At 64.1% G+C, this 13,130-nt stretch carries 15 protein-coding genes; 9 read left to right on the plus strand and 6 right to left on the minus strand.

The window, feature by feature from the left end; all coding sequences use genetic code 11:
- Positions 1-63: 63 nt before the first annotated feature.
- The 5 genes from R2676_RS09825 to R2676_RS09845 form a co-directional block, all read right to left on the minus strand.
- Positions 64-2,301: a methyl-accepting chemotaxis protein gene (locus tag R2676_RS09825; RefSeq protein ID WP_102064666.1), complete on the minus strand. Its 2,238-nt coding sequence runs from the start codon at positions 2,299-2,301 to the stop codon at positions 64-66.
- Between the two features lie 258 nt (positions 2,302-2,559).
- Positions 2,560-3,105, minus strand: coding sequence for a chemotaxis protein CheW (locus tag R2676_RS09830; RefSeq protein ID WP_206275708.1), 546 nt, complete (start codon positions 3,103-3,105; stop codon positions 2,560-2,562).
- 76 nt (positions 3,106-3,181) lie between these two features.
- Positions 3,182-3,550 carry a response regulator gene (locus tag R2676_RS09835; protein ID WP_206275709.1) on the minus strand — a complete coding sequence of 123 codons (369 nt, stop codon included), beginning with the start codon at positions 3,548-3,550 and terminating at the stop codon, positions 3,182-3,184.
- A gap of 30 nt (positions 3,551-3,580) precedes the next feature.
- A complete protein-coding gene (locus R2676_RS09840) occupies positions 3,581-4,078 on the minus strand; it encodes a response regulator (protein ID WP_009238904.1) in 498 nt (165 codons plus the stop codon).
- Between the two features lie 292 nt (positions 4,079-4,370).
- Positions 4,371-4,553 carry a rubredoxin gene (locus R2676_RS09845; protein ID WP_003261842.1) on the minus strand — a complete coding sequence of 61 codons (183 nt, stop codon included), beginning with the start codon at positions 4,551-4,553 and terminating at the stop codon, positions 4,371-4,373.
- A gap of 215 nt (positions 4,554-4,768) precedes the next feature.
- Between R2676_RS09845 and hemL the strand changes: the two genes are divergently transcribed.
- Positions 4,769-6,070, plus strand: a complete 1,302-nt coding sequence (gene hemL, locus R2676_RS09850; RefSeq protein WP_206275710.1) for a glutamate-1-semialdehyde 2,1-aminomutase — start codon at positions 4,769-4,771, stop codon at positions 6,068-6,070.
- A gap of 125 nt (positions 6,071-6,195) precedes the next feature.
- Here hemL and dapA read toward each other — a convergent pair whose 3' ends face one another.
- Positions 6,196-7,104: a 4-hydroxy-tetrahydrodipicolinate synthase gene (gene dapA / locus R2676_RS09855; protein ID WP_206275711.1), complete on the minus strand. Its 909-nt coding sequence runs from the start codon at positions 7,102-7,104 to the stop codon at positions 6,196-6,198.
- A 92-nt stretch (positions 7,105-7,196) separates the two neighbouring features.
- Between dapA and R2676_RS09860 the strand changes: the two genes are divergently transcribed.
- From R2676_RS09860 to cpaB, 8 genes are all read left to right on the plus strand, one after another.
- Positions 7,197-7,400: a hypothetical protein gene (locus R2676_RS09860; RefSeq protein WP_206275712.1), complete on the plus strand. Its 204-nt coding sequence runs from the start codon at positions 7,197-7,199 to the stop codon at positions 7,398-7,400.
- Positions 7,401-7,506: 106 nt separating this feature from the next.
- Positions 7,507-8,133 carry a LemA family protein gene (locus tag R2676_RS09865; protein ID WP_206275713.1) on the plus strand — a complete coding sequence of 209 codons (627 nt, stop codon included), beginning with the start codon at positions 7,507-7,509 and terminating at the stop codon, positions 8,131-8,133.
- 13 nt (positions 8,134-8,146) lie between these two features.
- Positions 8,147-9,022, plus strand: a complete 876-nt coding sequence (locus R2676_RS09870) for a TPM domain-containing protein (RefSeq protein ID WP_206275714.1) — start codon at positions 8,147-8,149, stop codon at positions 9,020-9,022.
- Between the two features lie 22 nt (positions 9,023-9,044).
- Positions 9,045-9,569 carry a TPM domain-containing protein gene (locus R2676_RS09875; RefSeq protein WP_206275715.1) on the plus strand — a complete coding sequence of 175 codons (525 nt, stop codon included), beginning with the start codon at positions 9,045-9,047 and terminating at the stop codon, positions 9,567-9,569.
- 623 nt (positions 9,570-10,192) lie between these two features.
- Complete coding sequence (locus tag R2676_RS09880) at positions 10,193-10,462, plus strand: pilus assembly protein (RefSeq protein ID WP_206275716.1); 270 nt, start codon at positions 10,193-10,195, stop codon at positions 10,460-10,462.
- A gap of 515 nt (positions 10,463-10,977) precedes the next feature.
- Positions 10,978-11,154: a Flp family type IVb pilin gene (locus tag R2676_RS09885; RefSeq protein WP_009238912.1), complete on the plus strand. Its 177-nt coding sequence runs from the start codon at positions 10,978-10,980 to the stop codon at positions 11,152-11,154.
- A gap of 128 nt (positions 11,155-11,282) precedes the next feature.
- The gene (locus R2676_RS09890) at positions 11,283-11,822 is read left to right on the plus strand and encodes an A24 family peptidase (protein ID WP_206275717.1); all 540 of its coding nucleotides are present in this window, start codon (positions 11,283-11,285) and stop codon (positions 11,820-11,822) included.
- A gap of 356 nt (positions 11,823-12,178) precedes the next feature.
- Positions 12,179-13,030, plus strand: coding sequence for a Flp pilus assembly protein CpaB (gene cpaB / locus R2676_RS09895; RefSeq protein ID WP_206275718.1), 852 nt, complete (start codon positions 12,179-12,181; stop codon positions 13,028-13,030).
- The last annotated feature ends 100 nt before the right edge of the window (positions 13,031-13,130 follow it).

Raw genomic sequence — 13,130 nt, forward strand, 5'->3', positions numbered from 1 at the left:
TTGCCGCGATTGCCCCGGGGTGGCCCCTTCGGCGTTCCCGCCCGAAATCCAGAGGTGAAGAGATCAGGCGATGCGGAACCGCGCCACCGAGTCACGCAGTTCTTCGGCAAGCTGCGTGAGCTGGCGCACCGACTGCGCGGTCTGGCGCGTACCGGTCGACGTCTGTTCCGTGATGTGCAGGATCTGTTCGATGTTCTGCGCAACGTCCGAAGCCAGCGTCGCTTCGTGCGACGTCGTCTGCGAAATGCTCTCGATCAGTTCGGCAAGCTGGCGCGACACGCGACCGATCTCCACCAGTGCGGCACCGGCGTTATCGGACAGCTTCGCCCCTTCCACCACACCCGCCGTGCTGCGCTCCATGGCGTGCACCGCGTCTTGCGTGTCGGTCTGAATCGTGCGGATCAGCGCGCCGATCTGCTTGGCTGCCTCGGCGGAACGTTCTGCCAGGCGCTGCACTTCTTCTGCCACCACCGAGAAGCCGCGGCCGGCTTCACCAGCGGATGCCGCCTGGATGGCAGCGTTCAGTGCCAGCACGTTGGTCTGCTCGGTAATGTCCGAGATCAGCTCCACGATTTCACCGATCTCCTGCGACGATTCGCCCAGGCGTTTGATCCGCTTCGAGGTTTCCTGAATCTGGTCACGGATGTCGTTCATGCCCGTGATGGCGTTCTGCACGGCCTGCTGACCTTGCTCGGCAGCGGCCAGCGAGGCGCGTGCAACGTTCGCCGATTCGGCTGCGCCGCGCGAGACCTGCGTAATGCGGTCCGCCATCTCCACCACCGACTGACCGGTCTGGCGAATCTGGCGCGACTGTTCTTCCGATGCGGCCACCAGGCTTTCCGACGTGGTCTGCACCGCCGACGATGCCTGCGTCACCTGCTCGGCCGTCTGCTGCACCCGGCCGACCAGCTCGCGCAGTTCTTCCACGGTGTAGTTCACCGAGTCGGCGATGGCGCCGGTAATGTCTTCCGACACGGTGGCCTGCTTGGTCAAGTCACCGTCTGCAATGTCCTGCAGTTCGTTCATCAGACGCAGAATTGCAGCCTGGGTGGAATCGTTGTTGCGCTTTTCCACCATCCGGCGCTCTTCAGCTTCGCGCTGACGGGCTTCTGCTTCCATCGTACGCACGCGCGAATCGCGCAGGTACAGGGCGGCCAGGCCGGCCAGGCAGACCACGGTCAGGATGGCCGACAGCACCACCGCACCGAGCGTCACCGGACGGCTGCGCACGCTGCCGGCATAGGCCGACTGCAGGTCCGACAGGTCGGCACGCAGCTTTTCGTTGTCGTTGAAGATCTGCTGCTGGGCGCGCTTGGCGGCGATCAGGCCTGGCAGGTTTTCCAGAATGATCTGCGTGGTCTTCTGCACGTTGTCGAAGCGGGTCGACAGCTCTTGCAGGTAGCCCTTCGTCTCGGCATCGGTGGCAGCCGACAGGCGCAGCGCTTCCGAGCCGTTGAGCAGGCCGTTCAGGGTTTCGCGGAAGGTGTTGGTGTCCTTACCGAGCAGGAACGCCGTTTCCGGGTTCACGCCTTCGCCGGCCAGGAACTCGTTCATGTTCTTACCCAGACGCTGCGTCAACATCACGAGCTGCGACGAGGCGGCCACTTCACGGGCTGGCGCGTTGGTCTGCAGCTTCATCGACGAGATCTGCTCGGCTTCTTCCAGCAGTTCAGGGTTCGACGCGTTGAACACGTTCAGCGTCTTACCCACCGCCACCAGCGTCTTTTCCTGCGCCAGAATGGCCTGCGCGCTCTTGTCGCTGCGCTTCCACTCTTCGATCGACTTGTCGAGCAGCGCTTCGGCCTCGCCGCCCGAGGCGCGCACGCCGCGCTCGGAATTGCCGTTCTTCAGCGCGTCGAGGTTTTCCTGCAGACGCGCGCGGCTTTCCTTGAGCTGCGCGAATGCGTTGGTGTTACCCAGCAGCGCCACCGGCACCGCCTTGGCCAGACGCTGCGAGTGCATCAGCGTGTCACCGGCAATTTCAATCTGCACCGAACCGTTGTTGGCCTGGCGGTTATCCAGGTACACCGAGATCAGCAGGGCCAGCAGACCAACCACCAGGCCGATCGTGAACACGCGCTGCTGCGCGGCAAACGGCACGCGCTCCATCCAGCCGACCACGGCATCCATGGGCGAGCGGCCCAGCTGCGTGGGCGGGCCAGCGGGATTGTCGTCATCCGTATGGGGCGCATTGTCCAACTGCGCCAACTGCACGGAAGCCGCCGATGCGCCCTCCGCTGCAACCTCCGGCGCCCCTGCCTGACCGGCACGGCGACCTGCGTTGAACCACTTGAACCCCATAGGACCCTCTTTTCTTGTCGATGCTGCCGTCTCGTTCTGTCGAGATCAGCCGCATGGATTTCCCGTCCGCGTCCGCGCCTTGTTCCACCTGGCGTGGTACGCACCTTCGGCGGTGCCTGTGAATACACTTGGCCACCTGGCGCGCCCTGTTGCACGCGCCGCGCACCGCCTCTTGCCCCTGCACACCCCGCTCCCGTTGCGGCGTGCCCAATCGTTCTTGCTGGCTCTAAGGCTCTACGGCCTGATTGCCCAATCGCTTTACGTGCGGCTGCGGCCAACCTGCAGAAACGCCGGATCGGCCAGCAACTGCCGCACATCCAGTTCGCGCCATTGCGTGCCCTGGGCGTCGCGCCAGGCGCGGCCCAACCACGGACGCCCTTCTTCCACCGTGGCTTCCGCGGGCTGCAGATCGCTCAGGCTGCGCAGGCCGGCCACGCGCGGCACGACAATCGCGCACGCACGCTGCGGGTCTTTGGACAGCACCACGATCTTGGCACTGCTGCCACTGCCCGTCGGCGCTTCACCGCAGAACAGGCCGAAATCGATCACGCCGAGCAGGTTGCCGCGCGCATTCACGAGACCGAGGTACCACGGCTGTGTGAGCGGCACGCGCGCGGGCGGCTGGTAGTCCAGCACCTCGCCGGTTTCGGTCAGCGACAGCAGCCAGTGGTGCTCGCCGATCTGCACGCCCAGAAAGCCTTCCGTCGACGACTTGGCGCGCGCCTCCTGCAGGCGGCGGGCCAGCATCGCCTGGTATTCGTGCAGGCGCTGGCGGGAGGTCAGGTTGGTGCGCTGTTCGTTCACGTCTGGCTCATGTCCGGTGCTGGTTCTTTGCTGCGCGCGGTCTTGACGTCGCGCTTCTAAACGAACTGCCGCAGGATCACTGCGCCAGCTTGGCGATCTTCTCGAGCAGCTCTTCGGCCTTGACCGGCTTGACGATGTAGTCCGATGCGCCCTGGCGCATGCCCCACACGCGGTCGGTCTCCAGGCCCTTGGTCGTGCACATGATCACGGGGATGCTCTGGAAGCGCTCGTCCTTCTTGATGGCGCGGGTCGCCTGGTAGCCGTTCTGGCCCGGCATCACCACATCCATCAGGATCAGGTCGAAGGTTTCGGCTTCGAGCTTGGTCATGGCCTGCTCGCTATCGGCCGCGACCGTCACCTTGAAACCGTTCTTGCCGAGAATCTCCGACAGATGCAGCGCTTCGGTCGGAGAATCATCGACCACCAACACTTTCTTGATTGCCATACAAACAGTCCTTCATTAAGAGAGATGCCGTCACTGCGCGGCAGCTTGCGCCACCGGCAAATGCGTCTGGACCGCCTCCAGCAGCGCTTCTTTCGAGAACGGCTTGGCGAGATGGTCCACCGCCCCGACCGACTTGCCGCGCGCACGGTCGAAAATCCCGTCGCGCGAAGACAGCATGATCACAGGCGTGGCATGAAACTTTGGGCTTTTCTTGATCAGCGAGCAGGTCTGGTAGCCGTCGAGATTCGGCATCAGGATGTCGCAGAACACGAGATCGGGCTTCAGGTCACCCACCTTGGCCAGTGCGTCGAAGCCGTCTTCGGCCAGCACGACCTGGCACCCGGCCTGGGTGAGGAAAATCTGCGCGGTACGGCGGATGGTGCTGGAATCGTCGATTACCAGCACTTTGCAGCCTGTCAGGGAATGCGCCAGCGGAGAGTTCGCCAGCGGTTGAGAGTCAGCCAGTTGTTCCACCCGCGCGGATTGCATCATGTTCTCGCAGTGCGCGACCACGGGTCGCCACGACATTCTGACCGGATGGATCGCGGCAAATCGCCGCGCAGCGTGCCCTCCAAACGGAAAGGGCCCACGCTGGCGACGACTTCAAAACTACGCCCCCCGGCCCGCTTATGAAGTGTGAAGCTCAGAATTTGACGAAGTGTGACAAGTCACCTATTCGCCGTCAATGGCGCCGGCCGTCCGCCGAGCGCTTGTGGCATGGAAGCGACGAGCCGATTCATCGAACCGTCACTTCCTGATACTTGGCTGTCAGCAAGAGGGCAAACACTCACTTGCTGACGGGAGACAGGTCAGATCCAGATCAGATCTGCACCATTTCGAAATCTTCCTTGCGCGCGCCGCATTCCGGGCACGTCCAGTTGATGGGCACGTCTTCCCACTTCGTGCCGGGCGCAATGCCGTCGTCCGGGGCGCCTTGTTCTTCGTCGTAGATCCAGCCGCAAATCAGGCACATCCACGTCTTGTATTCAATCTGTTGTTCCATAGGGCAAAGCTTCGGTGGGTTCCGTCTATTAAAATGGCAGGCCAGATGGTACCGAATCACGCCCGGCTACGCCAGAACAGGCGCCGGGCAGACACGGTGTTTGACTGCATCCAACCCGGATCTGCGGCAAACCACCGCATAATCGCCTCGAACCGCCTTTAAACCGTACCGCAGCGCCGCTCTGCTCGGCGCCACGCTCTCTTCCAACACCCTCCATGTCGACTCCCTCCCGCAGCGCCGCCCTGTTTGAACGTGCCCAGAAGACCATCCCCGGCGGGGTGAACTCGCCGGTACGCGCCTTCCGCTCGGTGGGCGGCACCCCGCGCTTCATTGCCAAGGCAGCCGGCCCGTACCTGTGGGACGCGGACGGCACCCGCTATATCGACTACGTCGGTTCGTGGGGCCCGATGATCGTCGGCCACGCGCATCCCGAGGTCGTGCGTGCCGTGCAGGACGTCGCGGCCGACAGCTTCTCGTTTGGCGCGCCGACCGAGGCCGAAGTCGTCATGGCCGAGGAAATCTGCAAGCTCGTGCCGTCGATCGAGCAAGTGCGGCTCGTGTCGTCGGGCACCGAAGCGACCATGAGCGCCCTGCGCCTGGCGCGCGGCTTTACCGGGCGCGACCTGATCGTCAAGTTCGAAGGCTGCTACCACGGTCACGCCGACAGCCTGTTAGTCAAGGCCGGTTCGGGCCTGCTGACGTTTGCCGATACGACGCAGAACGCACCGTCTTCCGCCGGCGTGCCGGAAGACGTGGTCAAGCACACGATGGTGCTGCCGTACAACGACGTCGCCGCGCTGCGTGAGGCCTTTGCCCGCCACGGCAAGGAAATCGCCGCGGTGATCGTCGAGCCGGTGGCCGGCAACATGAACCTCGTGCGTGGCAGCAACGAATTCCACCAAGCCATGCGTTCGCTGTGTACCGAGCACGGCGCCGTGCTGATCTTTGACGAGGTGATGACAGGCTTTCGCGTCGCGCTCGGTTGCGCGCAGGCGCTGTACGGCATCAAGCCGGACCTGACGTGCCTGGGCAAGGTCATCGGCGGGGGCATGCCGGCCGCTGCGTTTGGCGGCCGCCGCGACATCATGGGATTCCTGGCGCCGCTGGGCAATGTGTACCAGGCTGGGACGCTGTCGGGAAATCCGCTGGCCGTAGCGGCCGGGCTCACAACCTTGCGGCTGATTGCGGCGGAGGGTTTCCATGACCGACTGGCTGCGCAAACACGCAAGCTGGTGGATGGGCTGGCCGCTATCGCACATGAAGTTGGCGTGCCGTTTGCCGCAGACAGCGTGGGCGGCATGTTCGGCATCTACTTCCGCGAAGGCGTACCGACGAGCTTTGCTGAAGTGACCAAGAGCGATGTTGGACGCTTCAATGCGTTCTTCCATGCGATGTTGGATCAGGGTGTGTATCTGGCGCCGTCTGCGTTTGAGGCGGGTTTTGTCTCTTCCACGCACGATGACGCGATTTTGGATGCGACGTTTGAGGCGGCTCGGAAGGCGTTTAGGGCTGTTTGAACGTGAGTGGTGCATCCCTTGTTTCATCCCCTGCCGGGGCTGACTCACTTTCTTTGGTCTTGCCCAAAGAAAAGTAGGTCGGTCCCGGCAGGGAACGAAAGGGAGGTGGACCACCAACAACAAAATCAAACCCGCCCAACAACCTCCACCAACTCCCTCCCCACCCCTTCAGAAGCCCCCATCATCGGCGCCCGCAACACATTCCGAATCAACCCTTCGGCAGCCAGCCAAGCCTTCAAAGGCCCAGGGTTCGTCTCGGCAAACAACAACCGGATCACCGGTGCCAGCGCATGATGCAACCGCCGTGCATCGTTCAACCGCTGCTCCTGCACCGCCCTGGCCATCTCGACAAACAGCTCCGTGCGGACGTGCGCGGCGGCAATGATCGCCCCGACGCCGCCCGCGCAGAGCGTGCCGAACACCTGCGCATCTTCCCCGGCCAGCACCTGCAACCGCCCGTCGGCGATGAGGCGCTGCGTCTTGTCCGCGTCGCCGCCGCAATCCTTGATGCCGTGGATGTTCGGATGCGCCGCCAGCGCGAGCAGCGTTTCGGTGTCGATGTTTGCGCCGGTGCGATACGGAATGTCGTACAGCAACACCGGCACGGGCGAAGCGTCGGCCAGTGCGGTGAAGTATTCGATGATCCCGCGCTGCGACGGGCGAATGTAGGAAGGCGCGGGAATCAGAAACGCTGCCGGCCGATGTTCGGCAAGGCGCAGCATTCGCTCGCGTACAGATGCGAGGGCGCTGCCCGAGACGCCCATCACCACGGGCAAACCGTCGGCGGCGGCACGTACCGTATCGAGCACGTCGGCCTGTTCCTGATCCGTCAGCGCTGCGGCTTCGCCGGTACTGCCACACGCCACGAAACCCGCGACGCCCAGCGCGCGGTACCGCACCACTAATGTATACAGCGCGCCATAGTCGACCGACCGTGCCGCGTCATCGGCAAACGGCGTCACGATGGGCACCCAGATGCCCGCATAGGACGGACGTTCGCGGGTGGACAGATGGGTGGATGCATTTTCAAGCACGACAACACTCCTGGACGAATCAACGACCGGTCAAAGAACCGTCAGAAGCGCTTCGGGAATGCGGCCCCGCGAGATGCGGGTGAGAGGCAACCGTGTCCAACGTATCGGTCAACCGCTGTTCCGTCGCCCATCTGACGGAACAGCGCTCCGGTCAGACGAGCGGCTGTTTGGTGGCTTTTTTGGCGCGCGCGAGCGTCGACATGGCCGACAGGCTGAATGCCGGTGCCGTGCTGATCGACGAGAAGGTGGAAATCGCGCGCATGGAAATTGTCAAAAAAGTCCCCATACCGTACTGATGTGTGACTGGGGCGTCAAGCGCATAAGCTACAGTGCGCTGGAACGTCGTGAGGCGCTGTCAGTCTCATGCCACATTCTTTTCGGATTCAAGACCTAGAGGATTTCATGACCCCTGCCCTGACCTTCCGCTCGACGCGTTTTTCGGTGCTGCGCTGGCTGGCACTGTCGTTGGCCGTGCTCGCCGCACCGTTTTTGTCTGCGTGCGGCTACAACGATTTCCAGACGAAGGACGAAGCCACCAAAGCGGCCTGGGCCGAGGTGGTCAACCAATACCAGCGCCGTGCCGACCTGATTCCGAACCTCGTCAACACGGTCAAGGGCTATGCCTCGCACGAGAAGGACACGCTGGAAGCCGTGACCAAGGCCCGCGCCGCGGCCACCAGCTTCCAGATCACGCCGGAGGTGCTGAACGACCCGGCGGCCTTCCAGAAATTCCAACAGGTGCAGGGCGAGCTTTCGAGCGCGCTGTCGCGCCTGATGGCCGTGTCGGAAAACTACCCGCAGCTCAAGGCTGACCAGTCGTTCCGTGATCTGCAATCGCAGCTCGAAGGCACCGAGAACCGCATTACGGTGGCGCGTCAGCGTTACATCAAATCGGTGCAGGACTACAACGTGCTGGCCCGTAGCTTCCCGACCAACCTGACGGCCAAGGTGATGGGCTACCAGGTCAAGCCGAACTTCACGGTCGAGAACGAGAAGGGCATTTCCACCGCCCCGGCAGTGAAGTTCTGACGAGCTGATGACCATGTCGATGCGTGCGCGTGGCTGCTTCGCCTTCTTGCTGACTGCAGCCCTGTGGCTCGCTGCCGCGCTGCCTGCGTACGCGCAAAGCGACATGGTGGCCGTGCCGCCGCTGGCCGCGCGCGTGACCGACCTGACCGGCACGCTCAGCGCCGAGCAGAAGAGCGCGCTCGAACAGGTGCTGGCCGATTACGAGCAGCAGCGCGGCAGCCAGATCTTTGTGCTGATGGTGCCGTCCACCGCACCGGAACCCATCGAGGCGTATGGCATCCGCGTGGCGGATGCGTGGAAGGCCGGCCGCAAGGGCGTGGACGACGGCGCGATCATCCTCATCGCCAAGGACAACCCGGCCTCGCTGCGCAAGATGCGTATCGAGGTGGGGCGCGGCGTGGAAGGTGCGCTGACCGACGCGCAATCCAAGCGTGTCCTGCAGGACGTGATGGCGCCGCACTTCCGCCAGGGCGATTTCTACGGCGGGCTGTCAGCGGGTATCTCGGCCATCCAGACTGTCATTGCCCAGGAAAGTCTGCCGCCGGCCGAGCGCGCGAAGCGTCAGCAATCCGGCGGCGGCATCGGCGATTGGCTGCCGGTGCTTTTTCCGCTGGCGATCATCGTGTTCTTCGTGCTCAGCGCGGCCATGCGCTCGGGCGGGCGCGTCACGGGCAGCCTGCCGGGCCGACCCGGATCGCGCGTGGTGATGGGCAACCGCGGCTGGGGCCCGGGCACCATTGGCGGCTTGGGTGGTGGATTGGGCGGCGGCCTCGGCGGTGGCTGGGGGCGCGGCGGCGGTGATTTCGGCGGCGGCAGTGGCGGTGGCGGCGGCTTTGGCGGCGGCGGTGGTGGCGATTTCGGTGGCGGTGGCGCCTCCGGCAACTGGTAACAGGCAGCAGGTAACGGCATCCATGGCTTCCAAGACCCGACACCACTACGGCGCACGCCGTGCCCTCACCCACCTGCTGACGACTTCGTCGCATGCCAGGCGCGCGTTTCCGCCAGCCGATCTGCAAAAGCTCGAAGCCGCCGTGCGAGAAGGCGAACAACGCCATCGCGGCGAAGTGCGTGTCGTCATCGAAAGCTCGCTGCCGGTGCGCGACGCGTGGGCCGGTGTGTCGCCGCGTCACCGCGCCCGCATGCTGTTCGGGCTGCTGGAGGTGTGGAACACGCGCGAGCACGTGGGCGTGCTGCTGTACATCAACCTGGCCGACCACGCGGTCGAGATCCTGGCCGACCACGGTATCGCCGCCAAGGTGGACGCTCACGCGTGGCGCACCATCTGCGAGACCATCACGCGCGGCTTTGCGCAGCGCGTGAGCATGACGCCGGTGCTCGATGCGCTGGCGCAGATCAACGACCTCCTCGCCGCGCACGCGCCTTCCGATGGCACGCCGCGCACGAACGAACTGAGCGATCGGCCGGTCGTGCTGTAACCCCCTCCCACTTCCTTAGTTGTTCCCCTGCTGGGCCGGGCCATGTTTCAGAACTGAAACGGTTGCGACGTGCCCGGCCACGCCACCCATGTCGGTCGCGCGCCTAATCCTTCCATACGAGGGATTGGCTGCCAGCGCATCGGGCGTCGAGATCAGGGCCGCGTTCCGCCGTAGGCCACCTCTCCGATAAAGCGCTCCTCTCTTCTTGCAAGACCCGGCCCAGGACACCTTGCGGCCACATCGCGCCGGACGACTGCAGCGCGCCGCATCTTGTCCCCGCAAAGGCCCCGATGTTTCAAGAATGCACGCAACCAGGCGGTGGGCGCCGATGCGGGCTTACCCGCGGCTTTTTGCGGCGCACAACACGTATGCATCACTTTCACGTTTGGTATTTGCGCAAATCCTATGTGCTTCATCGTTTGCTGTCTCGCATGCGGCACAAAGTACACGTGACGCCGGGGAAACAAGCGCCAGCCCTTTGCCTGGGCTGGACGCTCGCATGCCTGCCCAGCCCTTGAAAATCAAGGACTTAGCGGCAGTGGCACGCTCGTCGCTCTTATGTTTCGCACGACATAGTGGCGGACCATTCCGGAAACCCAGGACCAAGCTCCAGAGAGATCAACGTGAAAACCAAGATCACAGGAAACAAGCGCAAGAGCATCGGGGCCGCCGGCATTGAGTACGCGTTACTGCTGACGTTCGTCGCTTTGGCAATGGCCGGCTTTCGTCTGAGCGTCAAAACGTCGACCGGCGCGATCTGGAACAAGGCGGCGACCGGGTTGTCGTCGATGGCCAGCTCGGGTCACTCCGGCGGTGGCGGCAGCGACGACGGCAACGGCAACAACGGAAACGGAAACGGAAACGGAAGCGGCCATGGTCACCATGGTGACTGAAGCAAGCGGGCGGCGCGCTTCAAAGCACCTCGTGTAGTGACGGACCGACGCGCCAGTCGCGACAAGAAGAACACGGCACCCGAAGTGGTGTCTTGGGGAAGTCCAGAACAGGGCCAGTGCCATTGAACACAGGCCCATTGCGAAGCACCGGCACGGTTGCCGGACGATCGCAGGTAGTTGTTTTCTGCAGTACGCCCGGGCGCGAACCGGCTGCTGAAGGTCATATCAGCCGATTTGCGACACCCATGGCGCAACCGTCGCACCAGCGGCGATGCGCACGGCGAGGCAGCGCGGGTGGCTTGCCACACGCGTAGCCCCTGGGCAGCGGTGAAGTCGGGGGAGCCTCGTCTATTGCGCAGTGAACTGGAACGTGCCGGTCCTGTCCGGCATGGCGCCGGCACTCGCTCGCGAAATCCCGAACCCCCTCGATCCGACCCTGGCCGGCTTGCCCGGCCAAAACGCGCCCGATCTTCAGCGGTGCGCTTTTCCTTGAACCATGACCAAAGGAGTTGGACATGAAAGCCATGATCAAGCGTTTTGTGCGCGAAGAAGACGGTGCGGCCGGCGTGGAATACGCACTGCTGCTGGCATTTGTAGCACTGGTGATGGTGGCCTCTGGCCCCACCGTCAAGGCTGCCGTCGGCAGCATCTGGAGCACCATCGCGACCCAGCTGTCGACGGCCGCCGCCTGAGTAGTGTTTGTGTGCCCAGGTCAGGTCCGGAGCATTCGGACCTGATCCGGCCGAATCGATCCTGGCCGACAGCGCCTAAGGCGTCGCGCGGACGGGAAACAAATCAGTGCCCCCGGGGGACCGGTGCCATGACCACTTCGACCCATCTCAGCCTGGCCAGCTTCGCCCTGATTCTGCTCGTGCTTACGGCCGCCGCGTACGACGTGCGCACCCGCCGTATCCCGAACTGGCTGGTGGGCATGGGCCTGATCAGCGCCCTCGTGGCGCAGGGCATGGCAATCGGCGTGGGAGCAGGCTGTCTAGCTTGGCTTGGCGGTGCCGCCGTCGGCATTGGCCTGTGCTTCGGGTTCTTTGTGCTCGGTGGCATGGGCGCGGGCGACGTGAAACTGATGGGCGCGATCGGCGCGTTCATGGGGCCGTTCGGTGCCTTTCATGTGGCCTTGGTGAGTTTTCTTGCGGGCGGTGTACTGGCGCTCGTCATGGTGCTGCTGCGCCGGGAGGCACGCCGCTCGGCGGCAGGGGTCTCGGCGCTATTGCTGTCGATTCCGTTCGGCAGCAAGGCCGTGCATGCAGAAGGGCAAGGTCCGAAGCACGGTGGAACGATCCAGTTGCCCTATGCGGTTGCGTTTGCCGCGGGCACGTTGCTGGTGAAGTGGGGAGCGATGTAGTCGAGGGGAGGAACTCTGGCGCGTGCCCAAGCGCTGCACGAACAGCTGACGACCACCGGCCAGGCAAGACCGGTCAACAACGTCCCAGGCACGCATCAGATACACGGCATTCAAGGGCCGCGCACCAGCGGCCCACGCGGGGGAAGTGAAATGCGTCAATGCAGTCGAACCATTGGGCAAGCCAGGACCAGCGCGGCGCCCCATCGCCATGCGGACGGTCCGCGTCCGTCCTGGCATCCGCCCCCTTCGTCCCGACACCGTGCAACCGACCGGCGCCATGGCCGGCCGAGCTTACTTCCCGCCTGCCGGCGAACCAAATGGCGGTGGGATTGAACACTGACAGAAGGGGTTGGGAAATGAAAAACCTGCGCATCCTTTCCATGCTGCTCATAGCCACGATTGCCGCGCTTGCGGCGGTGGCCTTCGCGTCGCGCTGGCTGACGCAGCAAAGCGGCAGCGGCATCACCAAGATCGCCGTCGCAGCAGCGGACATCGATCTGGGCCAGCGTCTGTCGCCCGAGGCCGTCAAGCTGGTCGACTGGCCGGCCTCCAGCCTGCCCCCGGGGGCGATCAATGATCCGCACGCGCTGGACGGCCGCGTTGTGCGCGCCAGCCTCACGCGCGGCGAGCCGGTGCTCGACTCCAAGCTGACGCCGGTCGGCACAGCAGGCGGTCTGTCAGCCGTGATCGCCGAAGGCAAGCGCGCGATCACCGTACGGGTCAATGACGTTGTGGGCGTGGCGGGCTTCGCGTTGCCGGGCAGCTACGTCGACATCATCGTCAACACGCAACAGGACTCCAGGGAAGCCAAGCCGGGTGCCGATCGCAATGACCAGTCGATCTCGAAGATCGTGCTGGAGAAGATTCTCGTGCTGGCTGTGGCCCAGGAGGTCAACCGCGACGACACCAAGCCCAAGGTCGTGAATGCCGTCACGCTGGAAGTCACGCCGGAGCAGGCCGAGAAGATCGATCTGGCGCGCAGCGTGGGCAATCTCTCGCTGGTGTTGCGCAACCAAGTGGACTCACAGCACGACGTCACTGCCGGGGCCACCAAAAGCACGCTTCTAAAAGAGCCCGTCGTGACCGCAGCCGTGGCGGTGCCAGTAGTCAAGACGGTGCAGATCGCGCATCGCGTAGCCGAGCGTCGGTCTGCAGGCAACTGCGTGGGCGTGATCAACGGCGTGCAGCACAGCCAAGAGTGCTTCTGAGCATCGGCACGCATCGCGCCAAGAAAGGAAGAAACAGACGAGAGGCTCCGCGAAGAGAGTCCTGAGTCCGATGGGGCACCGGCCCCGTCATGCAGAACAA

Origin of the sequence: Ralstonia flatus, from assembly GCF_958439105.1 — a bacterium.
Lineage (GTDB): Bacteria > Pseudomonadota > Gammaproteobacteria > Burkholderiales > Burkholderiaceae > Ralstonia > Ralstonia flatus.